The organism is Pseudomonas sp. S2_H10 (assembly GCF_054668285.1).
This window is the reverse complement of sequence record NZ_CP162754.1, coordinates 2,663,823-2,690,618: the sequence shown is the minus strand read 5'-3', so window position 1 is coordinate 2,690,618 and position 26,796 is coordinate 2,663,823. Positions and strand designations below refer to the sequence as shown.

Annotated in this window: 24 protein-coding genes, 2 tRNA genes and 1 pseudogene; 8 read left to right on the top strand and 19 right to left on the bottom strand. The window is 60.9% G+C overall.

All coding sequences use genetic code 11. The features are described 5' to 3' along the window. Window positions 1-43: 43 nt before the first annotated feature. Window positions 44-1,462 (bottom strand): short-chain fatty acid transporter, encoded by a 1,419-nt coding sequence (locus AB4O16_RS11890; protein ID WP_160390442.1) that lies wholly within the window; start codon window positions 1,460-1,462, stop codon window positions 44-46. A 201-nt stretch (window positions 1,463-1,663) separates the two neighbouring features. Here AB4O16_RS11890 and AB4O16_RS11885 point away from each other — a divergent pair, with 201 nt between their 5' ends. The 4 genes and pseudogenes from AB4O16_RS11885 (at window position 1,664) to AB4O16_RS11870 (ending at window position 5,072) form a co-directional block, all read left to right on the top strand. Further along, a complete protein-coding gene (locus AB4O16_RS11885; RefSeq protein ID WP_160390441.1) occupies window positions 1,664-2,977 on the top strand; it encodes an MFS transporter in 1,314 nt (437 codons plus the stop codon). Window positions 2,978-3,095: 118 nt separating this feature from the next. Continuing rightward, window positions 3,096-3,824 (top strand): annotated as a pseudogene (locus tag AB4O16_RS11880) (PAS domain-containing protein); the annotation flags it as partial. Beyond that, a complete protein-coding gene (locus AB4O16_RS11875) occupies window positions 3,804-4,412 on the top strand; it encodes a methyl-accepting chemotaxis protein (RefSeq protein ID WP_263986916.1) in 609 nt (202 codons plus the stop codon). The pseudogene AB4O16_RS11880 and the gene AB4O16_RS11875, both read left to right, overlap by 21 nt. A gap of 60 nt (window positions 4,413-4,472) precedes the next feature. Continuing rightward, window positions 4,473-5,072 carry a flavin reductase family protein gene (locus tag AB4O16_RS11870; protein ID WP_460157784.1) on the top strand — a complete coding sequence of 200 codons (600 nt, stop codon included), beginning with the start codon at window positions 4,473-4,475 and terminating at the stop codon, window positions 5,070-5,072. Window positions 5,073-5,084: 12 nt separating this feature from the next. Here the strand turns inward: AB4O16_RS11870 and AB4O16_RS11865 are convergent, their stop codons facing one another. Beyond that, window positions 5,085-5,453 (bottom strand): cupin domain-containing protein, encoded by a 369-nt coding sequence (locus tag AB4O16_RS11865; protein WP_110660939.1) that lies wholly within the window; start codon window positions 5,451-5,453, stop codon window positions 5,085-5,087. A gap of 76 nt (window positions 5,454-5,529) precedes the next feature. After that, window positions 5,530-6,339, bottom strand: coding sequence for an AraC family transcriptional regulator (locus tag AB4O16_RS11860; protein WP_460157783.1), 810 nt, complete (start codon window positions 6,337-6,339; stop codon window positions 5,530-5,532). A gap of 165 nt (window positions 6,340-6,504) precedes the next feature. Here AB4O16_RS11860 and ddlA point away from each other — a divergent pair, with 165 nt between their 5' ends. Then, on the top strand, window positions 6,505-7,599 hold the full coding sequence (ddlA, locus tag AB4O16_RS11855) for a D-alanine--D-alanine ligase (protein WP_160390438.1): 1,095 nt from the start codon (window positions 6,505-6,507) through the stop codon (window positions 7,597-7,599). A gap of 28 nt (window positions 7,600-7,627) precedes the next feature. Here ddlA and AB4O16_RS11850 read toward each other — a convergent pair whose 3' ends face one another. The 3 genes from AB4O16_RS11850 to ggt all read right to left on the bottom strand — a co-directional run bounded on the left by AB4O16_RS11850 (window position 7,628) and on the right by ggt (window position 10,313). Beyond that, on the bottom strand, window positions 7,628-7,999 hold the full coding sequence (locus AB4O16_RS11850) for a helix-turn-helix domain-containing protein (protein ID WP_160390437.1): 372 nt from the start codon (window positions 7,997-7,999) through the stop codon (window positions 7,628-7,630). 3 nt (window positions 8,000-8,002) lie between these two features. Then, window positions 8,003-8,305 (bottom strand): type II toxin-antitoxin system HigB family toxin, encoded by a 303-nt coding sequence (locus AB4O16_RS11845; RefSeq protein WP_460157782.1) that lies wholly within the window; start codon window positions 8,303-8,305, stop codon window positions 8,003-8,005. Between the two features lie 175 nt (window positions 8,306-8,480). After that, window positions 8,481-10,313: a gamma-glutamyltransferase gene (gene ggt, locus AB4O16_RS11840; protein ID WP_460157781.1), complete on the bottom strand. Its 1,833-nt coding sequence runs from the start codon at window positions 10,311-10,313 to the stop codon at window positions 8,481-8,483. A 165-nt stretch (window positions 10,314-10,478) separates the two neighbouring features. On the opposite strand from ggt, the gene AB4O16_RS11835 reads away from it, so the two are divergent. Further along, window positions 10,479-11,588, top strand: coding sequence for a DUF2817 domain-containing protein (locus tag AB4O16_RS11835; protein WP_460157780.1), 1,110 nt, complete (start codon window positions 10,479-10,481; stop codon window positions 11,586-11,588). Between the two features lie 100 nt (window positions 11,589-11,688). Here the strand turns inward: AB4O16_RS11835 and AB4O16_RS11830 are convergent. From AB4O16_RS11830 to AB4O16_RS11805, 6 genes are all read right to left on the bottom strand, one after another. After that, window positions 11,689-11,765, bottom strand: a tRNA-Met gene (locus tag AB4O16_RS11830). A 90-nt stretch (window positions 11,766-11,855) separates the two neighbouring features. Beyond that, window positions 11,856-13,307 carry an amidase gene (locus tag AB4O16_RS11825; protein WP_460157779.1) on the bottom strand — a complete coding sequence of 484 codons (1,452 nt, stop codon included), beginning with the start codon at window positions 13,305-13,307 and terminating at the stop codon, window positions 11,856-11,858. A 60-nt stretch (window positions 13,308-13,367) separates the two neighbouring features. Beyond that, window positions 13,368-14,414 (bottom strand): ABC transporter substrate-binding protein, encoded by a 1,047-nt coding sequence (locus AB4O16_RS11820; RefSeq protein WP_460157778.1) that lies wholly within the window; start codon window positions 14,412-14,414, stop codon window positions 13,368-13,370. Window positions 14,415-14,441: 27 nt separating this feature from the next. Further along, window positions 14,442-15,248, bottom strand: a complete 807-nt coding sequence (locus AB4O16_RS11815) for an ABC transporter permease (RefSeq protein WP_056726284.1) — start codon at window positions 15,246-15,248, stop codon at window positions 14,442-14,444. After that, a complete protein-coding gene (locus AB4O16_RS11810) occupies window positions 15,248-16,168 on the bottom strand; it encodes an ABC transporter permease (RefSeq protein WP_160390430.1) in 921 nt (306 codons plus the stop codon). The genes AB4O16_RS11815 and AB4O16_RS11810 overlap by 1 nt, the downstream gene beginning before the upstream one ends. A gap of 15 nt (window positions 16,169-16,183) precedes the next feature. Beyond that, on the bottom strand, window positions 16,184-17,302 hold the full coding sequence (locus AB4O16_RS11805) for an ABC transporter ATP-binding protein (protein WP_160390429.1): 1,119 nt from the start codon (window positions 17,300-17,302) through the stop codon (window positions 16,184-16,186). Window positions 17,303-17,528: 226 nt separating this feature from the next. Here AB4O16_RS11805 and AB4O16_RS11800 point away from each other — a divergent pair, with 226 nt between their 5' ends. Continuing rightward, window positions 17,529-18,434: a LysR substrate-binding domain-containing protein gene (locus AB4O16_RS11800; protein WP_460157777.1), complete on the top strand. Its 906-nt coding sequence runs from the start codon at window positions 17,529-17,531 to the stop codon at window positions 18,432-18,434. A 15-nt stretch (window positions 18,435-18,449) separates the two neighbouring features. Here AB4O16_RS11800 and AB4O16_RS11795 read toward each other — a convergent pair whose 3' ends face one another. Beyond that, window positions 18,450-20,507: a methyl-accepting chemotaxis protein gene (locus AB4O16_RS11795; protein WP_460157776.1), complete on the bottom strand. Its 2,058-nt coding sequence runs from the start codon at window positions 20,505-20,507 to the stop codon at window positions 18,450-18,452. 335 nt (window positions 20,508-20,842) lie between these two features. Between AB4O16_RS11795 and AB4O16_RS11790 the strand changes: the two genes are divergently transcribed. Continuing rightward, window positions 20,843-22,060 carry an MFS transporter gene (locus tag AB4O16_RS11790; RefSeq protein ID WP_460157775.1) on the top strand — a complete coding sequence of 406 codons (1,218 nt, stop codon included), beginning with the start codon at window positions 20,843-20,845 and terminating at the stop codon, window positions 22,058-22,060. Between the two features lie 167 nt (window positions 22,061-22,227). Here the strand turns inward: AB4O16_RS11790 and ychF are convergent, their stop codons facing one another. The 6 genes from ychF to ispE form a co-directional block, all read right to left on the bottom strand. Further along, a complete protein-coding gene (ychF, locus tag AB4O16_RS11785) occupies window positions 22,228-23,328 on the bottom strand; it encodes a redox-regulated ATPase YchF (protein ID WP_060539413.1) in 1,101 nt (366 codons plus the stop codon). Window positions 23,329-23,350: 22 nt separating this feature from the next. Further along, on the bottom strand, window positions 23,351-23,935 hold the full coding sequence (gene pth, locus AB4O16_RS11780) for an aminoacyl-tRNA hydrolase (protein ID WP_046030136.1): 585 nt from the start codon (window positions 23,933-23,935) through the stop codon (window positions 23,351-23,353). Window positions 23,936-24,104: 169 nt separating this feature from the next. Continuing rightward, window positions 24,105-24,704: a 50S ribosomal protein L25/general stress protein Ctc gene (locus AB4O16_RS11775; RefSeq protein WP_150715558.1), complete on the bottom strand. Its 600-nt coding sequence runs from the start codon at window positions 24,702-24,704 to the stop codon at window positions 24,105-24,107. 142 nt (window positions 24,705-24,846) lie between these two features. Next, entirely contained in the window at window positions 24,847-25,788 is a 942-nt protein-coding gene (locus AB4O16_RS11770; protein ID WP_003171603.1) for a ribose-phosphate pyrophosphokinase, read from the bottom strand. Window positions 25,789-25,833: 45 nt separating this feature from the next. After that, window positions 25,834-25,908 (bottom strand) — tRNA-Gln (locus AB4O16_RS11765). A gap of 36 nt (window positions 25,909-25,944) precedes the next feature. Further along, entirely contained in the window at window positions 25,945-26,796 is an 852-nt protein-coding gene (ispE, locus tag AB4O16_RS11760; RefSeq protein ID WP_160390425.1) for a 4-(cytidine 5'-diphospho)-2-C-methyl-D-erythritol kinase, read from the bottom strand.

Here is a 26,796-nt window from a genome sequence, read left to right as displayed (position 1 = left end):
CAGAACAAAAAGGGCCGACATCACTACCGGCCCTTTTTCATGGTTACGGCATGACCGGCGGCAAATACGCCAGCGTCGTCCCCAGTGCCCACAACAACACTAGCACCAGTGGCGTGTGCACCAGCAACTGCACGAACGAGAAACCGATCAGGTCCCGCGCCTTCAGCCCCAGCACACCCAGTAACGGTAGCATGTAGAAGGGGTTGATCAGGTTCGGCAGCGCTTCGGCGGCGTTATAGATCTGCACGGCCCAGCCCAGGTGATAGTTCAGGTCGTTGGCCACCTGCATCACGTACGGGGCCTCGATGATCCACTTGCCGCCACCGGACGGAATGAAGAAGCCGAGGATCGCCGAGTACACGCCCATCAGCAGGGCATAGGTGTCGTGGGAGGCAATGCTGACGAAAAAGGTCGAGATGTGGTGCGCCAGGGTCTGCGCATCGGCGCCCTTGACCGTGGTCATCAGGGCGGCGATCGAGCCGTACAGCGGGAACTGGATCAACACGCCGGTGGTGGTCGGCACCGCACGGGAAACGGCATCCAGAAAGCTGCGCGGACGCCAGTGCAACAGGGCGCCGAGCATGATGAACAGGAAGTTGTAGGTGTTCAGCCCGGAAATCGCACTGATCGCCGGTTTGGTCGAGAACTCGTGGAACAGCCACCCGGCTGCCAGCAATACCAGCAGAATCGTCAGCAGCGGGCTGTGTTCCAGCCATTCGCCGGGGCGGGTGCGTGGTTGCAGCGGCGGCAGGTTGAAACTCGGATCGACACCACAGGCCTTGGCGTCACGCGCCGAATTCGGGCCGGGGGCGGTGGCGTAGGCGATGATCAGCGAGATCACGATCAAGGCCAGCAACATCACGCCCGACTGCCAGAGAAAGATCGTCTGGGTGAACGGGATCACCCCGGTGATCGACAGAATCGATGGCGGCAGGCTCGCCGGGTTGGCTTGCAGTTGAGCGGCCGATGACGACAGGCCCAGGGCCCATACGGCGCCGAGACCCAGGTACGCGGCGGCGCCGGCGGCACGGTAATCCATTTTCAGATCGGTGCGACGGGCGAGGGCGCGCACCAGCAGTCCGCCGAACACCAGGGACAAGCCCCAGTTCAGCAACGATGCGACCATGGAAATCAGGGCGACCCAGGCCACGGCAGAGCGGCCGTTTTTCGGGATTTTCGCCAGGCGATCGATCAGTTTCACCGCTGGCGGCGAACTGGCGACCACATATCCACCGATGACCACGAAGGCCATCTGCATGGTGAAGGGGATCAGGCTCCAGAACCCGTCACCAAAGGCCATGGCGGCGTCGGTGGGTTTGGCGCCCATGGCCATGGTAGCCAAGGCCACGATAATCACCGCCAGGGCAGCAAACACCCAGGAATCGGGAAACCAGCGTTCGGCAAAACTGGAGCAGCGCAGGGCAAAGCGGGCGGAGCGGCTATCTTCGATATCAGCGGCCACGGGGGGTACCTCGGATTTTTATGTTTGTTGTGGTCTTCGGGGCAGTAACCGCCCGTCTGGACAGACGCCAACATTAATTCAAGCCGAGGATTTTTGCGGGGCTGTTTTGTGGCTATGGGACTTTGGTCTAACGGGTTGTCCGCCGCTGCGTTTGCGTAGACCATGGGCGCCTTGGTTTTTGCCTGTGCCAGAGTTCTTTACATGACTGCCAACACCGATTCGCGCGCGGCACCCTTCAGCCGCTCGGACTACAAGACCCTCGGGCTCGCTGCACTCGGCGGGGCGCTGGAAATCTACGACTTCATCATTTTCGTGTTTTTCGCCCTGACCCTCAGCCAGTTGTTCTTCCCACCGGAAATGCCCGAGTGGCTGCGCCTGCTGCAAAGCTTCGGGATCTTCGCCACCGGTTACCTGGCGCGGCCGTTGGGCGGCATCCTGATGGCGCACTTCGCCGACCGTCTGGGGCGCAAGAAAGTCTTCAGCCTGAGCATCCTGATGATGGCGTTGCCCTGTCTGCTGATCGGGATCATGCCGACCTACGCGCAAATCGGCTATTTCGCACCTTTGCTGCTGCTGGCCCTGCGCATCCTCCAGGGGGCGGCGGTGGGCGGCGAAGTGCCGAGTGCCTGGGTTTTCGTCGCCGAGCATGCGCCGGTCGCCCATCGCGGCTATGCCTTGGGCTTCCTGCAAGCGGGGCTGACCTTCGGCTATCTGATCGGTGCCTTGACCGCAACTTTCCTGGCGCAGGCCTTCACCCCGCAGGAAATCCTCGATTACGCCTGGCGTTACCCCTTCCTGCTCGGCGGCGTGTTCGGGGTGATTGGCGTGTGGCTGCGTCGCTGGCTCAGCGAAACCCCGGTGTTCATGGCCATGCAGGCGCAGCGCGAGGCAGCCGGTGAGCTGCCGCTGCGCACGGTCTTGCGCGAGCATCGCCTGGCCATTTTGCCGGCGATGATTCTCACCTGCGTGCTGACGTCGGCCGTGGTGGTGTTCGTGGTCATCACCCCGACCATGATGCAGAAAACCTTTGGCATGACCGCCAGCCATACCTTCGCCTTGAGCGCGCTGGGCATCGTGTTCCTGAACATCGGCTGCGTGCTCGCCGGGCTGCTGGTCGACCGCATCGGCGCCTGGCGCACGGTGATGCTCTATAGCCTGCTGCTGCCGCTGGGCATCGGCGTGCTTTACAGCTGCCTGATCACAGGCGGCGACTGGATCGGCCTGGCCTACGCCGTGGCAGGGCTGGCCTGCGGGGTGGTCGGCGCGGTGCCATCGGTGATGGTCAGCCTGTTCCCGGCACGGATTCGCGTTTCTGGCATCTCGTTCACCTACAACATTGCCTATGCCGCATGGGCGAGCATCACACCGCTGTTGTTGATCGGTCTGATGCCGTGGAGCCCGTGGGTCTGCGTGATATTCAGCGTGGTGATGGGGACGGTGGGCGTGGTCAGTGCGGCGTACTTCGGTGTGCGTATGCCGAAAACTGCTGGCTGTTCGGCCGCTGGCGCGCATTGAATTTGGCGAGTCGTCACTATTTTTGTAGGACAATCCTGAAACACGCTTAAGTAAATGTTTCCAAGGCCGATGGTTAGGCTGCATATCGCTTTCTACCCCTGTCCATCGGTGCTTTCCCATGTTCAATAAACGCTTGAAGCAGGAGCTGTCGGCTCTTCGTGAAGAACTCTCCAGCCTCCAGCAAGTGAAGGAAAGTCTGGAAAGCGAGATGCTGGTGCTGACCCTCGACAGCGACGGACGGGTTCAGTCGGTCAATCAGAATTTCCTCGGCGAAATGCACTACAAGAGCGGCGACCTGATCGGCCGGCACATCGACGAACTCGTCCCGGATCACGTGAAGTCCGACGAATTCCACCAGCGCTTCAAGAATGCACTGACCCGTGGCGAGCATTTCGCTGGCGCGGTACGCCTGTTGCGCGGTACGGGCCAGGAAGCGTGGTTGCGTTCGATCCTGCAACCGGTGCGCTCGGCGGACGGGCGGATCAAGTGTTTTTCGATCTTCTCCAGCGACCTGACCCGCACCATCGAGGCCTCCCGCGAACACGAGAACCTGATCGGTGCGCTGGTGCGCTCCACGGCCGTGATCGAATTCGACCTCAACGGTAACGTGCTGACCGCCAACGACCGCTTCCTCAGTGGCATGGGTTACAGCCTCGCACAGATCAAGGGCAAACATCACCGCACCTTCTGCCTGCCGGAGGAGTACAACAGCGCCGAATACCAGAACTTCTGGCGTCGCCTGAACGGGGGCGAGTACGTGGCCGAGCGTTTCAAACGTGTCGACAGCCATGGTCGTACGGTCTGGCTGGAGGCGTCCTACAACCCAGTGGTCGATGCCAACAACAAGCTCTACAAAGTGGTGAAGTTCGCCACGGTGATTACCGATCAGGTCAATCAGGAACAGGCCGTGGCCGAGGCCGCCAACATTGCCTACAGCACTTCACAGCAAACCGACCAGAGCGCCCAGCGCGGTAACGCCGTGGTGACTCAGGCGGTGGACGTGATGCGCGACCTGGCCAAGCACATGCAGACCGCCGGCGATGGCATCGAAGCCTTGAACGAACAGTCGCTGGTGATCGGCACCATCGTCAAGACCATCAGCGGCATTGCCGAGCAGACCAACCTGCTGGCGCTCAACGCCGCCATCGAAGCGGCGCGTGCGGGCGAACAGGGTCGGGGTTTCGCCGTGGTGGCGGATGAAGTCCGGCAACTGGCGTCGCGCACCAGCCAGGCCACCGACGAAATCGTCCTCGTGGTGCGGCAGAACCAGGACATGGCGCGCAATGCCGTGGCACTGATGACCGACGGCAAACTCCAGGCCGAACAGGGCCTGGCACTGGCGGCGGAAGCGGGCACGGTGATTGTCGAGATCCAGGACGGTGCGCAGAAAGTGGTCAATGCGGTGGGGCAGTTTGCCAATCAACTCACCAACTGACCTGCGATCAGCTTTTGGTGGGCGCTACAATCGGCTCTTTTCCCCCAGGAGCAGACTTCCATGAGCGTTTCCCACCGTCGTCCGGTTCCCTTGTCCAAGGCTTATCGTCTGCTCAATCATGGCCCGACCGTGCTGGTCAGCGCGGCCCACGGTGGTCAGCGCAATATCATGGCGGCAGCCTGGGCCATGCCGCTGGATTTCGAGCCGCCGAAAATTGCCGTGGTACTGGACAAGTCCACCTGGACTCGCCAGTTGCTGGAAGCCGCGGGCACTTTTGTGCTGAACGTGCCTTGCGCTGCCCAGGCCGACATTGTGCAGACCGTCGGCTCGACTTCCGGCCTGGAATTGACCCAGGGCCAGGGCCGCGACAAGTTCGAGACCTACGACTTGCAGACCTTCACCGGCGAATCGGTCGATGCGCCGATGCTCGAGGGCTGCGTGGCCTGGCTGGAATGTCGCCTGTTACCGGAGCCGAACAATCACCAGCAATACGACCTGTTCCTGGCCGAGGTGATTGCCGCCCAGGCCGACGAGCGCGTATTCAGCGAAGGCCGCTGGCACTTCGAAGGGCAGGATGCCTTGCGCACCTTGCACCACGTCGCAGGCGGGCATTTCCTGAAGATTGGCGATCCGGTGGATGGCAAGACGCTGCAGGCCTGAGCCGATTGGCGCTCAAATCCACAGATCATTCTCGGCCGTACGTTCGCCACCTTCGCTGCCCGTGTTGAGCACACCCTTGGGTTCGATCAGCAGGAGCTTTACCTCCTGATCGGCGCAGGGTTTGTGTTCGACGCCTTTGGGCACCACATACATTTCCCCGGCGTTCAGCAGCACGTGGCCATCACGAAAATCGATGCGCAATCGGCCTTCCAGAACGATGAAGGTTTCGTCGGTATCGACGTGGTCGTGCCAGATGAAATCCCCCAGCAGCTTCACCACCTTGAACTGGTACTCGTTCATTTCGGCGATGACCCGGGGTGACCAGTGGGAATCGATCCGGCTGATTTTTTCAGCGAAGTTCAGGCTTTCGTAAGCAGTCATGGAACAGCTCTCGCGGTTGTTGGTGAACCCACGATAGCCAGCGGCTCGATGCGCTTCTTGTACGATTGTGCGTGGCTCAGCGGCGCTGCATCTTCATCCAGCGGGCCGGTGACAGGCCGTAGGTTTTGCTGAATTGCCGAGTCATGTGGCTCTGGTCGGTGAAGCCGGCGATCAGCGCCGCGCTGACCAGCGTCTGCCCCTGAATCAGCAGCGCGCGGACCATGTCCAGGCGCCGCATCGTCAGGTAGCGATAGGGGCTGGTGCCGAACAACAGGCGAAAATCCCGCGACAGGCTCCAGCGATCCCGGCCACTGTGCTGCGCCAGTTCATCCAGGGTCACCGTGCGATCAAGGGCGCTGTGGATGTATTCCCGGGCGCGCTGCGCAGCGACGTAGTCGAAAGCAGAGCGTTTGGTCGGGACACCGCCAACCGTGCTCAAGGCATGTGCCAGATCGAACAGCGCGTCCTGCTCTTCCAGCGGGTCGAGCGGGCAATCCAGGCTGCGCAGCAGCGCTCCCGTGGCGGCGAACAGGCGTGGGTCGTTCGACAGCCCGGTCTTGATGAACGGCAGCGGCTGACCGCCGAGCATCTGCTGGATCAGTGCGGGTTCGATGTACATCATCCGGTACTGGAAACCGGACTCGGTGCCGGCCTCGCCATCGTGGGCTTCGTCCGGGTGCAGCACGATCGTTTTGCCCGGCAGGCTGTGACGCCTGCCACCGCGATACTGAAAACTCTGCACCCCGGCCAGGGTGTGGCCGATGGCATAGGTGTCGTGGCGGTGAAGGTCGTAGCCATGGCCGGCAAAAAACGCCTCGAAACGCTGTAGCCCGCCGACATCGGGCGCGCGATGGAACCAGTCATTTCGGGGCAGTTGCTTGGCCATGGTGATGATTGTCTTTGGATCGATGTGCAACACGGTAACCCAGTCAGCGACTTCCTGTCTTCTGATCGGATGGCGGTTTGCCCGCTAGAAAACCAGGGGCAAATACTGCACTGTGGGGCGCATTCGCTACAGGTCCTTTTTTATTTGTCAGGATGAGGCCAGGTCATGAGCAAGTTGCGCGTGGGGATCATTTTCGGGGGCCGTTCGGCCGAGCATGAAGTGTCGTTGCAATCGGCGAAAAACATTGTCGATGCGCTGGATCGCTCGCGTTTCGAACCGGTGCTGATCGGCATCGACAAACAAGGCCACTGGCACCTCAACGACCCGTCCAACTTTTTGCTGAATCAGGAAAACCCGGCGCTGATTGCCCTCAACCAGTCCAATCGCGAATTGGCCGTGGTGCCGGGCAAGGCCAGCCAGCAACTGGTGGAAACCTCCAGCCAGGAAATGCTCGGCCACGTCGATGTGATCTTCCCGATCGTCCACGGCACCCTCGGTGAGGACGGTTGCCTGCAAGGCTTGCTGCGCATGGCCGATCTGCCGTTTGTCGGCTCCGATGTGCTCGGCTCGGCCGTGTGCATGGACAAGGACATCAGCAAGCGCCTGCTGCGCGATGCCGGCCTGGCCGTGACGCCGTTCGTTACATTGACCCGTGCCACGGCAGCACGCACCGGCTTCGCCGAGGTTCAGTCCAGGCTCGGTTTACCATTGTTTGTCAAACCGGCGAACCAGGGCTCGTCCGTGGGCGTGAGCAAGGTTACCGACGAGGCTGAATACAGCGCAGCGGTGGAGCTGGCGTTGAGTTTCGATACCAAGGTGTTGATCGAATCTGCCGTCAGCGGCCGTGAGATTGAATGTGCGGTACTCGGTAACGAAGAGGCCATCGCCAGCGGTTGCGGCGAGATCGTGGTGCGCAGCGGGTTCTATTCCTACGACAGCAAATACATCGACGACACCGCAGCAGAAGTCGTGGTGCCGGCCAACATCAGCGCCGAGGCGAGCGAGCGGATTCGCGCCCTGGCCGTAGAGGCGTTCCAGGTGCTGGGCTGCTCCGGCCTGGCCCGTGTCGACGTGTTCCTGACCGACAGCGGCGAAGTGCTGATCAACGAAATAAACTCGCTGCCCGGCTTCACCCGCATCAGCATGTATCCGAAACTGTGGCAGGCCACTGGCATGACCTACAGCGAGCTGGTGACGCGCTTGATCGAGCTGGCGCTGGAAAGGCACCAGGTTCGGCAGGAGTTGAAGATCAGTCGTTGAGCGGAGTTCTGGCAAAAGCTGAGCCCGATCAAACGTGCTTGACCGGTTTGATCAGGCTCTGGGCGGGTATCCCGAATAGCTCGTGCAGTTTCCAGATCATCGGAAGCGTCAACGCTCGTTTGCCATTGAGTACTTCATAAACACGATTTGTGCGGCCGATGGCAGGCGCAAGATCGGCAGCGGACAACCCGGACTGCTCCATCCTGAACTTGATCGCATCGATAGGATTGGGTAAGTCGACCGGGAAGTGCTTCGACTCATACGATTCGATCAGCGTAATCATGATGTCAAAGTAATCTCCCTCGGGAGTGCCAATTTCTGGTTCATTCTCAAACAGTGCAGACACGCTCTTGAGAGCGGCGCGGTAATCCTCTTCGGTGTGAATCGGGCGAATGTTCATGGGTTACTCCATTTCGACGTTATCAGCGTCGACTGCGTCGTACTGCTTGTGAGTTCCGACAAATTTTATGTACACGGCGCCAAAGCGATAGGCCACGGCGACTATCAGTCTGAAATCGTTACCCTTGATGTTGAACACGACTCTGCGGCTTTTGAGGGTACTGGCTGTAGCGAAGTGCAGCTTTATGTCGGTAGGTGTTCTCCAGGCTGCATTCCTTACCTCGTCAATCCAGGCCAACAAGGGTTGTTCCGCGCTCGGGTATCTCTCCCAAAATTGCTTCAGATGACTGATGGCGATGATTCTCATGGCATGATCCTAGTCCCATGGTGGGACTGACGCAAGTCTGTGGAGGCGCGGAAACTCTAACCAGGACGCAATTGTTTGTGGGTAGGAAAAAGCAGCGGGATCGAGGCGTCCTGGACTCTTTATCTATAAAAAAGGCCTACCTACCGGTAAGCCCTTTTTCATTCCAGCGTACGAATCAATCCCCCAACGCTTGCCCCTCACGCCGCGGATCCGCCCCGCCAGTCAGCGACGCTTTGCCTTGGGCGTCCTTGACCCGAACAATCGCCTGGGTGCCGCTGGTCATGTCGATCTCGCTCACGCTGTGCCCTTTATCCTTCAGCGCCTGAATCAGCGCGGGGCTGAACTGGCCCTGTTCCAGTTCGGTGGGGCCATTGCGGCTGCCGAAGTTGGGCAGGTTGATGGCCGCCTGGGCATCGAGGTTCCAGTCGAGCAGGCCGATGGCGGACTTGGCCACGTACTCGATGATTTGCGAGCCGCCGGGGGAGCCGACCGTGGCGAGGAACTCACCGCTCTGGCGATCGAAGATCAGGGTTGGCGCCATGGAGGAGCGCGGGCGTTTGCCGGGTTCGACGCGGTTGGCGACTTTCTGCCCGTTCTCCTCGGGGATGAACGAGAAGTCGGTCATCTCGTTGTTGAGCATGAAACCCTGAACCATGATGTGCGAGCCGAACGCCGACTCGATGGTGGTGGTCATCGACACGGCGCCGCCCGCGTCATCGACGGCCACCACTTGCGAGGTGGAAATCCGCAGCGGCGAACGGTCCGGCGCGTAGGCCACCTGAATGCCCGGTGGAGTGCCGGGTTTGGCCGTGCCCATGCTGCGTTCGCCGATCAGCGCGGCACGGCTGGCGAGGTAGACCGGGTCGACCAGGCCTTTGACCGGCACCGGCACGAAGTCGGCATCGGCGACGTACTGAGCACGGTCGGCGTAGGCCAGGCGCTCGGCTTCCGAGATCAGGTGCACGGCTTGCGGGTCGGGTTCGATGCCAGCCGGGGCGGTGGTCTTGACCGGTTTCAGCGGCGCCAGCGCCAGGCGCTTGTCGCGAGCTTCCAGGGCTTGCAGGGTCCCGAGGATCTGCGCCACGGCGATCCCGCCCGACGACGGTGGCGGCATGCCGCAGACTTGCCAGCGCTTGTAGTCGGTACACAGCGGCGCGCGCTCCCTGGCCTGGTAATGGGCGAGGTCGCTCACGGACAAGCTGCCAGGGTTGACGTGCCCCTGCACCTTGGCCGCGATTTCTTCGGCAACCGGGCCTTTGTACAAGACATCCGGACCTTCGTCGGCGATGCGTTTGAACACGGCGGCCAATGCCGGGTTCTTCAGGTTCGTGCCGACGGCTTTGGGGCTGCCATCGGCATTGCGAAAGTAGGCCATCATTTCCGGCGAGCGCGGCATGGACGAATCCGCGGCGATCAACTGGTGCAGGCGCGGCGAAATGGCAAAGCCTTGCTCGGCGAGCTGGATGGCCGGTTCAAACAGCTGCGCCCAGGGCAGGCGTCCGTGTTTTTGATGGGCCAGTTCCAAAGCGCGCAGCACACCGGGTGTACCCACTGAACGACCACCGATCTGCGCCTCCTTGAAGCCCATCGGTTGCCCGTTGGCTTGCAGGAACAGCTTCTCGGTGGCGCCGGCCGGGGCGGTTTCGCGGCCGTCGTAGGTGCGCACGGCCTTGCCGTCCCAGAGCACGATCAACGCACCGCCACCAATGCCCGAAGACTGTGGCTCGACCAGCGTCAACACCGCTTGCATCGCAATCGCGGCATCGATGGCCGAGCCGCCCCGGCGCAGCATCTCCCGCCCGGCTTCGGCCGCCAGCGGGTTGGCCGCCGCGGCCATGTATTTCTCGGCGTGCTGAGTCTTCAGGTCGGTGCGAAAGCCCGAAGCGCTTTCCGGTGCGAGCGGTAGCGTCGGCACCGTAGCGTTGTTGCAGGCGGCCAGGTTCAAGGCACTGGCGAGCAGAAGCAGGGCAGACAGGCGATAGCGGCGCAAGGGGAGGGTTGAGAACACGTGGGGCACTCCGTCCGTTGGATCTGGGATCAGTGGACTTTATCGGCCGACCGGGAGGGACGCAAACCGGGTCCAGGGCACCGATGTTTTTGTCCTTCATCAATCGCAGGATTTTCTGTAGGGTCGTTGCCAACAGGCAGGCCAGAAGATCAACAAGAGGCAGACATGCAGACCGAGTTTCCCACCCAGCCGAGTTATCGCACTCAGCGCGAACAGTTCCTGGCGGCAGCGACTGCCGCAGGCGCAACGCTGACAGAATATACAAATCCGCTCACAGGACCGTTTGGCGAACAACTGAGCACCGACGTGGCGGTGCTGGGTGATCCGGGCGCCAAGCGGTTGCTGATCGCGCTGAGCGGCACCCACGGGGTCGAAGGCTTCTATGGCTCGGGCTGCCAGATCAAATGGCTGCAAGAGTTGGGCAAGCGCACCCTGCCGGCGGATGTCGCCGTGGTCATGATCCACGCCATCAACCCCTGGGGCATGGCGTGGTTGCGTCGGGTCAACGAAGACAACATCGACCTCAACCGCAATCACCTGGATTTCCAGCGGCCGCTGCCGGACAACCAGGCCTACAACGCCCTGCATGAAATCTATGCCTGTTCGCAGTTGCATGGCCCCGAGCGTGAGCGTGCCGATGCCTTGCTCGACGAGCAGATTCGCCTGCACGGCTGGCCAGCCGTCATGTCGATCGTCGAGGGTGGTCAGCATGCGCATCCCGACGGTCTGTTTTTCGGCGGGCTGGCGCCGAGCTGGTCGAACCGCACGCTGCACCAAATCATGCAAAAGCACATGGCGCATGCCGAGGTCGCCATGTGTTTCGACTTGCACACGGGGGCGGGCGAGTACGGTCATCCGATGCTGTTGACCATCACCGAGTCCGCCTATCCGGCGCTGCCCGATGCGCAGGCGATCTATGGCCCGTGGCTCTACAGCCTGCAAACCGGCGCCGACACTGTCAGCGAAACCGGCGTGGCCGCGACGGCAACCGGCTACACCTCGCAGGCGTTGATCAATGCGCTGCCACAGGTTCGGCTGATGCCTTTCGTCATCGAGTGCGGGACCTATCCCGGGCCGGACGTTCACCGGCATCTGCGTGATGACCACTGGCTGCATCTGCACGGTAATCCGAATGACGCGACAGGGCGCGGGATCAAGTTGAATCTGCTGGAGCAGTTCTACCCGGCGGACAGCGATTGGCAGGCGATGGTCTGGCTGCGCACATGGCAGATCTGGGAGAAGGCGTTGTCGGTATTGCCGACGGTTCGTCGCTGATCGAGGCAGGTATGCGGTGCAGGATTTCCCTGTCACCGCAGCGCACTTTTTTCGAGGCATAAAAAAACGGCCTACCTTGCGGTAAGCCGTTTTTAGTACTTGGTGGCTACACAGGGACTTGAACCCCGGACCCCAGCATTATGAATGCTATGCTCTAACCAACTGAGCTATGTAGCCAAGTGGCGCGCATTATTCACCGGTAACGGGGATGCGTCAAGCATAAATCTAAAATATTTCTCTACGCTTTCAACCGTTTATCAAAATCTCTCATCCAAGCAGTGGCGAAGGGCAGCGCTGGAACCAGCGGCTGGCCTGTTCGTACGCGTGGGCCAATTGCAGGACGGCGAAGTCGGCCTGGTGTCTGCCGATGATTTGCAGGCCCATGGGCAGGCCGCTGGCGTTGAAGCCGACCTGTACGTTGGCCACCGGGCAGCCGGACAAGGTGCCGGGAATCACCACCTCCATCCAGCGGTGATAGGTGTCCATGCTCACGCCTTCGATGGAGACGGGCCAGGCTTGGGTCTTGTCGAACGGGAACACCTGGGCGCTGGGCAGCAGCAGGTAGTCGTACTTTTCGAACAATCGGGAGATCGCCCGATACCAGTCGCTGCGCGTCACCGACGCGGCAAACACATCAGCGGCCGAGAGTTTCAGACCGTTTTCCACTTCCCAGCAGGCTTCCGGTTTCAACAAGGCGCGCTTTTGCGGGTCGGCATAGGTCGCGCCCAATGAGCCGGCAACCATCCAGTGACGCAGCGTGCGCCAACTGCTCCACAGCTTCTCTGGCGCGAATTCGGACTGAACGTGCTCGACGTTGCAACCCAGGCTTTCGAAATCAGCAAAGGCCTTTTCGCAGAGCGAGAGGATGCCTTTTTCCATCGGCAGATAACCGTTGAAGTCGCCGAGCCAGCCCAGACGCGTGCCTTTGAAGTCGCGATCCAGCGGTGCGGTAAAGGCACTTCCGGATTCGGCAATCGACAGCGGCGCCCGCGCATCGGCCCCGGCCTGCACCGACAGCAGCAACGCCGCATCGCGCACGCTGCGCGCCATGGGGCCTTCGTAGCCGAGTTGGTCGATGAACAGGTCGGCGCTGTCATCGAAGGGCACACGGCCCTGGGACGGACGAAAACCGAAGATGTTGTTGAACGCGGCCGGGTTGCGCAGCGAGCCCATCATGTCGCTGCCGTCGGCCACCGGCACCAGGTGCATGGCCAGCGCCGCCGCCGCGCCGCCGCTGCTGCCACCCGCGGTCTTGCTCGGGTCGTAGGCGCAACCGGTCGCTCCGAACAGCGGGTTGTAGCTTTGCGAGCCGAGGCCGAATTCCGGGGTGTTGCTCTTGCCGATGATGATCGCGCCGGCGGCCTTGATCCGCTCCACCATGATGCCGTCGCGCTCGGGGATGAAGTCCTTGTACAGCGGCGAACCCAGTGTGGTGCGGATGCCCCGGGTCAGGGACAAGTCCTTGATGGCGTGGGGCAGGCCGTGCATCCAGCCCCGGTATTGGCCTTTCGCCAGTTCGGCGTCGCGGATATCCGCCTGGGCCAGCAGGTCTTCCGGTGCCTGCAGGCTCACCAGCGCGTTGACCTGCGGGTTGAAGCGTTCGATATGGGCAAGATAAGTCTGCATCACTTCCCGGCAGGAAACCTGGCGCAGGCGGATGCGTTCGGCGAGCTCGTGGGCCTGCAGCAGGACCAGTTCGCTGATGTTGTTAGAGTTCATTGCAAGCGGCCTTTCAGACGGCTGGAAAAACGCCCCGCCATTGCGTCGGGGCGGTGGCGATCAACGCATCAGGTTGGTCCAGAGACGGTCGGCCAGGCGGATTGCACCTTCGCCGCAGGTCTTGCTGAACACCACTGGAGTACCTTCGGGAATGTGCAGTTCCGGCGCGTCCTTGAGGGCCGCGTCGAGGAAGGGTTCCACCCCCTTGATCGGGCTCTGGTGCTTGAGGAAGTTCTGGGTCATCGCCGCGTTTACAGGCTGGCTGAGGAACGCGATGAAGGCCTTGGCGTTCGCCGGGTTCTTGCTGCCGGTCGGGATGACCATGTTGTCGACCCAGGCCAGCACACCTTCTTTCGGGTACAGGTACTTCAGGCTCGGTTTCATCTCCCGGGCGCGCATCGACGAACCGCCCCAGAAGGTCGACATGTCGATTTCACCGGACGCCAGGTTTTCGCGGATCGAGCCAGCCTTGGAGCTGTAGGTCTTGACGAAGGGTTTCTGCGCCTTGAGCAGGGTCAGGATTTGCTGCATCTGCTTGGGATCTTCACTGCACAGCGGAATGTTCAGGTACAGGCTGGCCATGTCCACCACGTCGCTGACCGAGTCGAACATGTTGATCCGCCCTTGCAGCTCGGCCGGCGGCTCGTAAAGCACCTTGAGGCTGTCGGCAGGGCCCTTGTAGCGCTCGGTGTTGAGCACCACGCTGGTGGTGCCCCAGATGAACGGCACGGAATAGGCGCCTTCCGGGTCCCAGGTGGGTTTTTTCAGGTTGTCGACGACGCCGGCGTAGTAGGGCTCGTTGACCGGATCGAAACGCTCCAGCAGTTTTTCCTTGATCAGGATCGGCACAAACTGGTGGGACGGGATTGCCACGTCATAACCGGCACCGCCCTGTTTCAATTTGGCCAACAGGGTTTCGTTGGAATCGTAGGAGTCGACGGTGACTTCGATGCCGGTCTGCTTCTGGAATTTGGCGAGAATCTCCGGCGAAAAGTAACCGCTCCAGCTCACCACGTTGAGTTTTTCTGCGGCCTGAACGCTGCCGGCCATGGTCAGCGGCAGGGTCAGGAACAACGATGCGCCGATGCTTTTAATCCACTTGCTCATGCTATTTCCCCACAGTGCGTAGAAGGTTCAGGTTTTCTTTTTGCCCAGCAGATACGAAAGCGTGACGAACAGCACCGAGACACCGAGGATCAGGGTCGAGACGGCGTTGACGTCGGGTGTCACGCCCATGCGCAACAGGCCGAAGATGAAGATCGGCAGGGTGGTGGTGCCGGCCTGGGAGACCATCATCGAGATCACGAAGTTATCCAGCGAGACGATGAAGGCCAGCATCAGCCCGGAGAAAATCCCCGGCATCAGCAGTGGCAACGTGACCTTGCGGAAGGTCCGCCACGGGCCGGCATAGAGGTCGGCCGAGGCCTGTTCCAGGGACAGGTCCATGTCGTTCAGGCGTGCCCGAATCGGCAGGAAGGCAAACGGAATGCAGAACACCGTGTGCGCGATGATCAGGTTGCCGTAGCCCAGGGACAGGCCGATGGTGGAGAACAGCGCGAGGGTGGCGACACCGACCACGATCTCCGGCAATACCAGGGGCAACATGATCGCGCCCATCGACAATTGCAGGCCCTTGAACTTCGCACCCCGTGAAGTGCCGAGGGCGGCGAGGGTGGCGATGGCCGTGGCGACCATGCTGGCGCAGACCGCGATCAACAGGCTGTTGCCGGCTGCCTGGCGCAGGGCCTGGTTGGCGAACGCCGCGCGGTACCAGTCGAGGCTGAAGCCGGTCCACACCGTGGCCGACTGGTTGGCGTTGAACGAGAACACCACCAGCACCACGATCGGCGCGTAGAGGTACAGGTAGAACAGGAAGCTGAATCCGCCGAAGCCGGGGAAGTCCTGCACGCCCAGCGTATTGCGTTTGAACAGGCTGATCATCACGCACCTCCCTTGGCGATGCGCTGGCGCTCGGCACGCAGGGCATAGACCGTCAGAACCAACATCACCGCGGCCATCAGCACCAGCGAAAGCGCTGCGCCGAACGGCCAGTTACGCGCATCGCTGAACTGCCGGAAGATCAGGTTGCCGAGCATCATCCGGGTGCCGCCACCGAGCAGTTCCGGGGCGATCATCGCACCCAGACAAGGCACGAAGGTGAGGATGGCGCCGGCGATGATTCCAGGCTTGGCGATCGGCAACACCACTTTGCGCAAGGTCCGCAGGCGTCCCGCATAGAGGTCCTGGGCGGCCTCGAGCAGGCGGGTATCCATCTTTTCCAGCGTGGCGTAGATCGGCAGCACGACGAAGGGCGCGTAGGTGTAGACCAGCCCCAGCAGCACCGCACCGTCGGTGTAGAGCAGTTGCAATGGCTGGTCGATGACCCCGAGGCCCATCAGGCTGTTGTTGATCACCCCGGTGTTGCGCAGCAGCAGAATCCACGCATAGGTGCGGATCAGCAGGTTGGCCCAGAACGGCACTGTGATCAGGAAGATCAGCAGGCCCCGACGGTGCGCCGGCTGCATGGCCAGCCACACCGCGACCGGAAAGCCGATCAGCAACGTGATGATCGTGGTCAACCCGGCGATGCCGATGGAGCGCAGGGCGATGATCAGGTAGGAGTCGGCGAAGGCCAGGCTGTCGTCCAGTTGCCGCTCGAACAACAGCGAGGTGTAGGCGTCAGTGCTGAAGACCTTGTTCACCCCGCCGTAGGGGTTGGCTTCCATCAGCGAGTAGCCGATGACGATCAGGATCGGCACGATCAGGAACAGGCCGATGGCGGTCAGCGCCGGGCTGACCCCGAGGAAACTCTGGAAGGCCCGCCGACGTTCCAGGGTATTGGCAATCGGTAAAGCGTGCATGGCAATTCCTCGTGCTCAATCGTGCAGGACGCTGGCGCTGCCCTGGTCGAACAACAGACCGGCCTGGCTGCCGACGGCGAAACGCTTGCTCTGGTCGACGCAGTTGGGGGTGCGCACGGTGAGGCGCGAACCGTCGCTCAGGCTGACCTGGTATTGCAGGTCGGTGCCGAGGTAGATCTGCGCTTCGATCCGGCACGGCAGAGCGGTCTCAGTGCTGGCTGGCACCAGATGCAAACGCTCGGGGCGCACCGACAACGCGACGCTGGTGCCGACCCGCACATCGCTGCACGGCTGCGCGGGCAGTGGATGTCCGGCGGGGCCGGCGAACCAGGCCAGGCCGTCTTCGACGCGGGTGACCGTGCCTTCTATGAAGTTGGTTTCGCCGATGAAGTCGGCGACAAAGCGATTGCGTGGGCGTTCGTAGATGTCTTCCGGACGGCCGACCTGCTGCACTTCGCCTTCGGACAACACGGCGATGCGGTCGGACATGGTCAGGGCTTCTTCCTGGTCGTGGGTGACGAAGATGAAGGTGATGCCGGTGCGCGCCTGGATGGTTTTCAGCTCTTCGCGCATGGCCTGGCGCAGCTTGAGGTCCAGCGCCGAAAGCGGTTCGTCGAGCAGCAAGACTTTGGGATGCGGCGCCAATGCGCGAGCCAGAGCGACGCGCTGTTGCTGGCCGCCGGACAGTTGCGCCGGCTTGCGGTTGGCGAAGCGCTCCATCTGCACCAAGGCGAGCATCTCGCGTACCCGTTCGGCCATTTGCGTCTTGTTCAGGACCTTGCCCATCGGGTGGGATTCAAGACCAAAGGCCAGGTTCTCGGCGATGGTCATGTGCGGGAACAACGCGTAATGCTGGAACACCGTGTTGACCGGGCGCTGGAAGGGCGGGCGGTCGGCGATGTTTTCGCCGTAGAGCAGAATCTCGCCTTCGGTAGGAAACTCGAAGCCGGCGATCATCCGCAGGAGGGTGGTTTTGCCGCAGCCCGAAGGGCCGAGAAGGGTGAAGAACTCGTTGTCGCGAATGTCCAGGTCGATGCTTTTCAGCGCCACCGGGCCAGTCTTTGGATCACCGTAGACTTTGCGCACTGAGCGGATGGATACCGCCAGCGTTTGCAGCGAATGCAGGGCATTCATGCGTTACCTCCGATTCCCCCATCGTCCGCGAGTGCTGTAGACAGCCGGGCCTTCGGACCATGGATATTATTTTTCTGGGCAGGATCGAGATTGCGTTCGGGTGTTGTAACCAGCTGTTGTTTTGTTCTGCTGTGGCTCGATTATCAGCGAGGGGTTGCGGGGGCGAAACTTCAATTTTAACATAGGGGTTGTTAAAAAATTTAACAGCAAAAGGCGCCCGGAAACCATGCCCGACCACCGTTTGCCGCCGCTCAACGCGGTACGTGCCTTTGATGCCGCGGCCCGGTTGGGCAGCTATGTCGAAGCCTCCAAGGCCCTGCACGTGACCCAGCCGGCCATCGGCCGTCATGTGAAGCTGCTGGAAGACTGGCTGGGCATCCAACTGTTCGAGCGCACCTCTCGCGGGGTCAACCTGACGGCGGCGGGGGAGAAGTACCACCGCAAGATCAGCGCCGCCTTGCAACTGATCATCGATGCCGGCAAAGAAGCGCAGCCCAGGCATGCCGAGCGCTGGCTACGCATCATGGTGGTGCCGGGGTTCGCCAAGCGCTGGCTGATGCCGCGCATCGAGGCCATGCGGCATCTGCGCCCGGGTTTGAAGTTTGCCATCGAACCCAACTCCACCTTCACTGAAGTCGACGGTAAAAGCGCTGACCTGGGCATCGTCTACGGGGTGGACGGCCAGTATGCCCACTCGCGCACCAGCCTGATTTGCCCTCGGGTGTTTCCGATCTGCTCCCCCGATTATCTGGCCAGCGTCGAGCCCATCGGCAGCCCCGCGGACCTGGTGAAACACAACCTGATCCACGTCGATGACGGCGAATGGTGGAACCTGTGGTTCGCCGCCAACGACCTCGACATCCACCTCAATTCGGACATGCTCTACGTCAACAACGACCACGCGTTGTCGGTGGCCGAGAGTGGGCAGGGCATTGCGCTGGCCAACGAAGTGCTGGTGCGCGAAGAGCTCCAAACCGGCAAGCTGGTGCGGGTGGTGGACGCGCAAGTGAAGCTGGAAAGCTATCGGGTGCTCACGCCGTCCGCCGAGCTCTCGGCGGACGTGGCGTGGTTTATCGACTGGCTCAAGACCGAACTGGAGCAGGACTTCCCGGAGGCGGTGATCCGCGCCTGAGAAGTCCTGGCGGACTCAACTCAAGCGGAAGCGCCCGGTGTTGTCGCTCAGGGCCTTGCTGCCGTGGCTCAAGGTGTCCGCTGCCTGGTTCACCGCGCGGGCACCTTCGAGCAAGCGCACCGCCGCTTGATCGACCTGTTGGATGTTGCCGCTGACCTCGTCGGCGGTGCTGGCCTGTTCATCCACCGCCGTGGCGATCTGCGCCAGGGTATCGGTGACGCTCTGCACCGCACTGGCGATTTCCCCGAGCCGTTCACCGAGGCCGGTGACCGCTTGTGCATCGCTCTCTGCCTGAGTGCACGCGGCCTCCATCAGATTGACGGCCGCATTCACGGTGTGACGCAGGCTGTCGACCGTGCCGGCAATCTGTGCGGTCGACGATTGCGTGCGTTGCGACAGGCTGCGCACTTCATCGGCCACCACCGCAAAGCCACGCCCTTGTTCGCCCGCCCGGGCCGCCTCGATGGCGGCGTTGAGGGCCAACAGGTTGGTCTGCTCGGCGACACCGCGAATGGTGTCGACCACCAGCTGAATCTGCTGTCCCTGCTCGCTGACCCGGCCCAGCGCCGCTGCCGTTTCGTTCAAGCGTTGGTTGAGTTGCTGAATGCTCGCGGTGGTGCGCTGGCTGTCACGGCTGCTGTCGGCGGCAATCCGCTGGGTGTGCTGGGCACTGCCGGACGCCTGTTCGCAACTCTGGGCGACCCCTTGTGAGGTGGCGGCCAGTTGCGTCGCCGCTGCGGCAATCTGGCTGATCTGCAACTGCTGGGCTTCGACTTCACCCAGGGCGTCGCTGGAGTGATGGTTGAGGGTTTGCACTGCGTGGCTCAGTTGCAAGGTTTCGTGATCGACTCCTTGCAGGCTGGTGCGCAGTTGCACCACGGCGACGTTCAGCGCAGTGCTGATGGCCGCCAGTTCGTCCCGTCCCTGAACCGGTACTTGCAGGCTCAGATTGCCGTCGCGCAGGGCCTCGGCCAGTACCGTGATGCCGCTGGCGCTGCGACGGATCGAGGCCTGCAGGCAGATGAACAGATACAGCGCGGCCAACAGCAGGCAACCCAACACGGCAGCCACCACAATGAACTGGCGGATCGCCGAATCGTGGTAGTAATCCAGACGTTGGTCCAGCGACAGCAGCGACTGCTGGCGCAACGAGGCGAGGTTGGAGAGCAGGGCATCGAGACTGCGCTCGAAGTCATCCGGCTTGAGGTTGATGCTGCCGCCGAACACGCCGTCATCCAACACCTTCAGGCCAGCGTCCAGATGCTTGAGACTGTCGTGATATTGCCCGGCCCAGGTTTGCAGGGCGCTGGGCAGCCGTGCTTCGAGCAGGCCTGCGGTTTTCACCAACTGCTCCCGTGCATCGCCGATGCGGCTGCGCAAATCGCGCAGTTGCAGGCGGCTTTGCAGGGTGAACTGTCCGGACACCACCGAGGCCTGGCCCACGGCTGCCAGGCGACCGACCCGTTCGATCAGGTCCGGTGCGTGTTGGGTGGAGATCTGCGTCAGCAAGTAGGTTTCCAGCCACGGTGCCAGCGTCAGGCGATTGTCCATGGCGATCTGCTCGCGCAAGGCTTGCAGGGCGCTCAAGGCGTTGGTGAAGCGATCATAGCCATCCGGCCACCAACCGACATTGCTCAGGCTTTTTGAGTCGAGGCCGTCGAGGGCGGTTTGCAGGGCCTGGTAGCGCGACAGGGTTTCACTCTCAGCGCTTTCTTTTTGCAGGGCATTGCCCAACTCGGCAGTGGCCTGGCTCACGGCGGGTTGCACCGCATCGAAGGCAGCCATCGCGGCGAGGGTGGCTGGCGTCGGCTGGCGATTGGTTTCCGTGGCACGCCAGCGGGCGGCGCGATCACGCTGGGCGGCGAGCAGGTCATCCAGCGCATCAAGCGCAAGCAGTTGCCGCACCCCGGCGCGCTCGCCGGAGATCAGGCTGAGTTTGTCGCGATAGTCCTGGCCGATCATCCACAGGCTGCCGGCCAGCGGCAGGATAAACAGCAGAAACAGCAGCTGGAATTTGCGTGCAAAACCAAAACGCCCCAGCAGCCCGATCCCCGGCGATAAAAAAGCCTGCATGCCCCATGACTCCTCTGGACACCACGCACTATTGGCGTGCATCGGCGGTTGTCGCACCGCCGACTCGTGCCCTCTAAAAAGGCCTCGAAAGTTCACCCTTGTCCGCTCTGTAGGCCGACTCTGTGGCGAAACTTCCCATTGTCGGCCTCCTTTGTAAGGAAGCCGCGTTCAAGCCGACAAGGAAGGCAAGATTCAGACCATGGCTTTACGCCATCAAGGTTGTGGCGATGAAAAAACCAAGTCGTTAGCAGGCTAAGGGGATGGCGTTGCTGCACTGAAAAATGGCACATTGGCGCACCTGCCCGTTTGCACCTATCTGTTGTACGGAAAACCCCATGGCTATCAGCAACGCCCAGTCCGGTTCAGTACCGGCATCCGCTACGCCCCAAAGCAGCCCTCTGGTGATGCGCATTATCGGCGCGGTGGCGCTGGCGCATTTGATCAACGACCTGATCCAGTCGGTGCTGCCGTCGATTTATCCGATGCTCAAAGCCAACTATGGCCTGACTTTCACCCAGGTCGGCCTGATCACCCTGACGTTCCAGTTGACGGCCTCGCTGCTGCAGCCGTGGGTCGGTTACTACACCGACCGCCATCCCAAACCGTGGCTCTTGCCGGCGGGTACGGTCTGCACCCTGATCGGGATTCTGATGATGTCGGTGGTCGCCAGTTTCCCGCTAATCCTGTTGGCGGCGGGGCTGATCGGCATCGGTTCTTCGACCTTCCACCCGGAAGCGTCCCGCGTGGCGCGCCTGGCTTCGGGCGGGCGCTTCGGGCTGGCGCAATCGACCTTCCAGGTCGGCGGTAACGCAGGGTCGGCGTTCGGTCCGTTGCTGGCGGCGGCGATCATCATTCCCTACGGACAAGGGCACGTGGCGTGGTTTGGGCTGTTCGCGGTGTTTGCGCTGTTCGTGCTGTACCGGATCAGCCGCTGGTACGCCAACCACTTGAACCTGTTCAAGCTCAAGCAAGGCCAGGCGGCGACCCACGGCCTGTCCAAGGGCCGAGTGACCAGTGCGCTGGTGGTACTCGGGTTGCTGGTGTTCTCCAAGTATTTCTACATGTCGAGCCTCACCAGCTACTTCACCTTTTACCTGATCGAGAAGTTCGACCTGTCGGTCGCCAGTTCGCAGTTGCACCTGTTCCTGTTCCTCGGCGCGGTAGCGGCGGGAACGTTCTTTGGCGGACCGATCGGTGACAGGATCGGGCGTAAGGCGGTGATCTGGTTCTCGATCCTCGGCGTTGCACCGTTCACCTTGTTGCTGCCCCATGTCGACCTGTTCTGGACCAGCATTCTCAGCGTCATCATTGGCTTCATCCTCGCCTCAGCGTTCTCGGCCATCGTGGTGTACGCCCAGGAATTGGTGCCGGGCAATGTCGGGATGATCGCCGGGGTGTTCTTCGGCCTGATGTTCGGTTTCGGCGGGATTGGCGCGGCGTTGCTCGGGCATCTGGCGGACATTCACGGTATCGAGTACGTGTACTACCTGTGTTCGTTCCTGCCGTTGTTCGGGGTGTTGGCGATCTTCCTGCCGCGAACCAAGAAGGCCTGAGTAGCGGGAGACCTGTAGGAGCCGGCTTGCTGGCGATGAACGATTACGCGGTTTGCCTTGATAACCGCGGTGTCCGGATCGCCAGCAAGCCGGCTCCTACGGGATACGGAGATGTCAGGCACAAAAAAGCCGCGTATCAAACGCGGCTTTTTCTTGGGCGGGTAACGTTAGACGTTGAAGCGGAAGTGCATCACGTCGCCGTCCTTGACGATGTAGTCCTTGCCTTCCAGGCGCCATTTACCGGCTTCCTTGGTACCGGCTTCGCCCTTGTACTGGATGAAGTCGTTGTAGGCGATCACTTCGGCGCGGATGAAGCCTTTTTCGAAGTCGGTGTGGATCACGCCAGCAGCTTGTGGTGCGGTGGCACCGACGCGGACGGTCCAGGCGCGGACTTCTTCGACACCGGCGGTGAAGTAGGTCTGCAGGTGCAGCATTTCGTAGCCGGCGCGGATCACGCGGTTCAGGCCAGGCTCTTCGAGGCCCAGGGCTTCGAGGAACATGTCCTTCTCTTCGCCGTCGTCGAGCTCGGCGATTTCTGCTTCGATCTTGTTGCACACCGGAACAACCATGGCGCCTTCTTCTTCGGCGATGGCGCGAACCACGTCCAGGTGCGGGTTGTTCTCGAAACCGTCTTCAGCGACGTTGGCGATATACATGACCGGCTTGGTGGTCAGCAGGTGGAAGCCCTTGATCACCGCTTTTTCGTCGGCGCCCATGTTCTTCATCAGGCTGCGCGCTGGCTTGCCTTCGGTGAAGTGAGCGATCAGTTGCTCCAGCAGGCCTTTCTGGACCACTGCGTCCTTGTCACCGCCCTTGGCGTTGCGCGCGACTTTCTGCAGTTGCTTTTCGCAGCTGTCGAGGTCGGCGAAGATCAGTTCCAGGTCGATGATCTCGATGTCGCGTTTCGGGTCGACGCTGTTGGAGACGTGAATCACGTTCTCGTCTTCGAAGCAGCGGACCACGTGGGCGATGGCATCGGTTTCACGGATGTTGGCCAAAAACTTGTTGCCCAGGCCTTCACCTTTCGACGCGCCGGCAACCAGGCCCGCGATGTCGACGAATTCCATGGTGGTCGGCAGGATGCGCTTTGGATTGACGATGGCTGCCAGGGCGTCCAGACGCGGATCCGGCATCGGCACGATACCGCTGTTCGGCTCGATGGTGCAGAAGGGGAAGTTTTCGGCCGCGATACCGGACTTGGTCAGGGCGTTGAACAGGGTGGACTTGCCGACGTTAGGCAGGCCGACGATGCCGCAATTGAATCCCATGGTGTTTCCCCTCGGATAAGAGTCAGGCCTTCTGGCTGTGCAGGTTTTTCATCGCGCGGTTCCATTCCCCGGCGAGGATATCCGGCAGCACGCCGAGGGCAAAGTCGATGCTGGCATCGAGTTTTTCCTGTTCGGCGCGTGGCGCACGACCCAGGACGAAATTTGAAACCATACTGGCAACGCCCGGGTGGCCAATGCCAAGCCGCAAGCGGTGAAAGGTATTCTGATTGCCCAGTTGCGCGATGATGTCGCGCAACCCGTTGTGACCGCCATGGCCGCCGCCCTGCTTGAGCTTGGCAACGCCCGGAGGCAGGTCGAGTTCGTCGTGCGCCACGAGAATTTCTTCAGGCTTGATGCGGAAGAAACCGGCGAGTGCCGCTACGGCTTGGCCGCTACGGTTCATGTACGTGGTGGGAATCAGCAGACGAACATCCTGACCCTGATGCGAATAGCGCCCGGTCAGGCCGAAATATTTGCGGTCCGCCACAAGGTTCACGCCTTGTGCGTTCGCGATGCGCTCAACAAAAAGGGCCCCTGCGTTATGCCGGGTCTGTTCGTATTCAGCGCCTGGATTTCCCAGGCCAACGATCAGTTTGATGGCAGTCACGATAGGGGCCCTTCCTTGGAGTGGTGGATAACATCGCCGCAATCAGGGAAAGCGGCGAAAGTGGACGAAAATTGCTCATTTACCATGATGTAAACTCCGCGTTCTCGCCCGCTTTCTCGCTATGCTCTAGTCCGCGATGTTTCCGGTCACTCCGGCGTACAGAGTAAAATTACTCTGCAGCGCCTTCTGCAGCTTCTGGAGCAACACGTGGAGCGTGGACGTTGGCAACAGCCTTGTCATCGCCGTGTGCCAGAGCAACAAACTCAACGCCTTTAGGGGCTTTGAGGTCGGACAGGTGAATGATCGAACCGATTTCGGCGTTGGCCAGGTCGACTTCGATGAACTCAGGCAGGTCCTTCGGCAGGCAGGAAACTTCGATTTCCGAAGTAACGTGCGAGATTTCGCCGCCTTTCTTGGTCGGTGCTTCTTCGTTGATGAAGTGCACTGGAACGATAGCGGTCAGTTTCTGGCCAGCGACTACGCGTACGAAGTCAGCGTGCATCACGTGGCCTTTGGCCGGGTGACGCTGCAGGGCTTTGATCACGACGTTCTGCTTGGTGCCACCAACGTTCAGCTCGATGATGTGGCTGTAAGCCGCTTCGTTTTCGAGCAGTTTGGCAACTTCTTTGGCCAGCATGCTGATGGATTCAGGGGCTTTTTCGCCACCGTAAACTACAGCTGGAACCAGGGCGGCGAGACGACGCAGGCGGCGGCTCGCACCTTTCCCCAGGTCGGAACGCACTTCAGCATTCAGGGTAAAATCGTTCATGTTGTATCTCCAAAATAACCACACTCGCCCCAGCGTTTGCGACCAGCGCTAAAGGCGATATGGGCAAAAAAGCCCCGCCCCGACAGGAATGCCGGGGCGGGGCGCTTTTCGTCAACGAGACATTTCGAGAAGGGCAGGGCCCTTAGCGGAACATCGCGCTGATCGATTCTTCATTGCTGATGCGGCGGACCGCCTCGGCAACTACCGGTGCGATATCCAGTTGACGGATACGTGCACAGGCTTGTGCTGCAGCGGACAGCGGAATGGTGTTGGTCACCACCAGCTCGTCCAGCACGGAATTTTCAATGTTTTCGATCGCCCGACCCGACAGCACAGGGTGCGTGCAGTAGGCGAAAACCTTGGCAGCGCCATGCTCTTTCAGGGCCTTGGCCGCGTGGCACAGGGTGCCGGCGGTATCGACCATGTCATCGACCAGAATACAGGTACGCCCTTCGACATCACCGATGATATGCATCACTTCAGAGTGATTGGCTTTCTCACGGCGTTTGTCGATGATCCCGAGATCCACGCCCAGGGATTTGGCAACGGCACGTGCACGCACGACGCCGCCAATGTCCGGGGACACGATCATCAGGTTTTCGAAGCGCTGATCTTCGATGTCATCCACCAATACTGGGGAGCCGTAGATGTTATCTACCGGAATATCGAAGAAACCCTGGATTTGGTCAGCATGCAGATCAACCGTGAGAACACGGTCGATGCCGACTACGGTAAGCATGTCAGCGACGACTTTCGCGCTGATAGCCACACGTGCGGAACGCGGACGGCGATCCTGACGGGCATAACCAAAGTAAGGAATAACAGCAGTGATACGAGTAGCCGAGGAGCGGCGGAAGGCATCAGCCATCACTACCAGTTCCATCAGGTTATCGTTGGTCGGAGCGCAAGTCGGCTGAATAATGAAGACGTCTTTACCGCGGACGTTTTCATTGATCTCGGCTGTAATTTCGCCGTCGGAAAATTTACCGACAGAGATGTCACCGAGAGGGATATGCAGCTGACGTACGACACGTCGAGCCAGATCGGGGTTAGCGTTCCCCGTAAAGACCATCATCTTGGACACGCGCAGTACCTAGAGGCTGAGGGTAACCTGGATGAGTATGGAAAATGGCAGGGGCGGCTGGATTCGAACCAACGCATGGCAGGATCAAAACCTGCTGCCTTACCGCTTGGCGACGCCCCTGTATCTGTTGCAACGATTACCCAGTAATCGGTTCCTTTAGAGCAGACCTTGAAGCTTGCGATGCAACATCGAAATGTTGCTTCCTTTTGCTACAAAACCTGTAAGGGTCTCTGTCAGAAGGGCCGAGACTTTATCAGCTTCAGCTTTGCTTGGGAAGCCCCCAAACACACAACTTCCAGTTCCGGTGAGTTTTGCTTCGGTAAATTTACCTAACAAATTCAAAGCGTTACGTACCTCTGGATAACGCCTTGTTACCACCGGCAAGCAGTCATTTCGACTGTTTCCCTTGGGAACGGGGCGCACTTTAATGGGCGGAGTGTTACGTGTCAACAACGGATCTGAAAAAATTTCTGCCGTACTTACAGAGACTTGCGGCACCAGCACGAGATACCACGGTTCTTCGGGGTCGACAGGGGTCAGTTTCTCCCCCACGCCCTCGGCGAAAGCCGCGTGGCCACGCACGAAAACCGGGACGTCGGCGCCCAGTGTCAAGCCGAGGCCGGCCAGGCGATCTTCATCCCAGCCCAATTGCCACAGATGGTTGAGGCCGAGCAAAGTCGTCGCGGCATTCGAACTGCCACCGCCAATGCCGCCGCCCATGGGCAGGATTTTTTCGATCCAGATATCGACGCCCAGCGAGCAAGCGGATTGCTCCTGAAGTTTTTTCGCGGCCTTGACGATCAGGTTGCTGTCGTGGGGCACGCCTGCGAATTCGGTGTGCAGTCGAATGACACCGTCATCGCGCAGGGCGTAGGTGATTTCGTCGCCGTAATCGAGAAACTGAAACATCGTCTGCAGTTCGTGGTAGCCGTCTTCGCGGCGACCCAGGATATGCAGCATCAAATTGAGCTTGGCCGGCGAGGGCAGCGTCAGGCGATTGTCCGGCAT

Bases quoted from the DNA above. Each gene is read 5' to 3' on its own strand.
- AB4O16_RS11775 (WP_150715558.1), bottom strand. From the start codon at position 24,704: ATGAACGATTTTACCCTGAATGCTGAAGTGCGTTCCGACCTGGGGAAA.
- AB4O16_RS11845 (WP_460157782.1), bottom strand. From the start codon at position 8,305: ATGAGAATCATCGCCATCAGTCATCTGAAGCAATTTTGGGAGAGATAC.
- AB4O16_RS11885 (WP_160390441.1), top strand. From the start codon at position 1,664: ATGACTGCCAACACCGATTCGCGCGCGGCACCCTTCAGCCGCTCGGAC.
- AB4O16_RS11825 (WP_460157779.1), bottom strand. From the start codon at position 13,307: ATGAACTCTAACAACATCAGCGAACTGGTCCTGCTGCAGGCCCACGAG.
- AB4O16_RS11835 (WP_460157780.1), top strand. From the start codon at position 10,479: ATGCAGACCGAGTTTCCCACCCAGCCGAGTTATCGCACTCAGCGCGAA.
- AB4O16_RS11865 (WP_110660939.1), bottom strand. From the start codon at position 5,453: ATGACTGCTTACGAAAGCCTGAACTTCGCTGAAAAAATCAGCCGGATC.
- AB4O16_RS11795 (WP_460157776.1), bottom strand. From the start codon at position 20,507: ATGCAGGCTTTTTTATCGCCGGGGATCGGGCTGCTGGGGCGTTTTGGT.
- AB4O16_RS11870 (WP_460157784.1), top strand. From the start codon at position 4,473: ATGAGCGTTTCCCACCGTCGTCCGGTTCCCTTGTCCAAGGCTTATCGT.
- AB4O16_RS11810 (WP_160390430.1), bottom strand. From the start codon at position 16,168: ATGCACGCTTTACCGATTGCCAATACCCTGGAACGTCGGCGGGCCTTC.
- ychF (WP_060539413.1), bottom strand. From the start codon at position 23,328: ATGGGATTCAATTGCGGCATCGTCGGCCTGCCTAACGTCGGCAAGTCC.
- AB4O16_RS11860 (WP_460157783.1), bottom strand. From the start codon at position 6,339: ATGGCCAAGCAACTGCCCCGAAATGACTGGTTCCATCGCGCGCCCGAT.
- AB4O16_RS11820 (WP_460157778.1), bottom strand. From the start codon at position 14,414: ATGAGCAAGTGGATTAAAAGCATCGGCGCATCGTTGTTCCTGACCCTG.
- AB4O16_RS11850 (WP_160390437.1), bottom strand. From the start codon at position 7,999: ATGAACATTCGCCCGATTCACACCGAAGAGGATTACCGCGCCGCTCTC.
- AB4O16_RS11800 (WP_460157777.1), top strand. From the start codon at position 17,529: ATGCCCGACCACCGTTTGCCGCCGCTCAACGCGGTACGTGCCTTTGAT.
- ispE (WP_160390425.1), bottom strand. From the start codon at position 26,796: ATGCCGGACAATCGCCTGACGCTGCCCTCGCCGGCCAAGCTCAATTTG.
- ddlA (WP_160390438.1), top strand. From the start codon at position 6,505: ATGAGCAAGTTGCGCGTGGGGATCATTTTCGGGGGCCGTTCGGCCGAG.
- AB4O16_RS11815 (WP_056726284.1), bottom strand. From the start codon at position 15,248: ATGATCAGCCTGTTCAAACGCAATACGCTGGGCGTGCAGGACTTCCCC.
- AB4O16_RS11790 (WP_460157775.1), top strand. From the start codon at position 20,843: ATGGCTATCAGCAACGCCCAGTCCGGTTCAGTACCGGCATCCGCTACG.
- AB4O16_RS11805 (WP_160390429.1), bottom strand. From the start codon at position 17,302: ATGAATGCCCTGCATTCGCTGCAAACGCTGGCGGTATCCATCCGCTCA.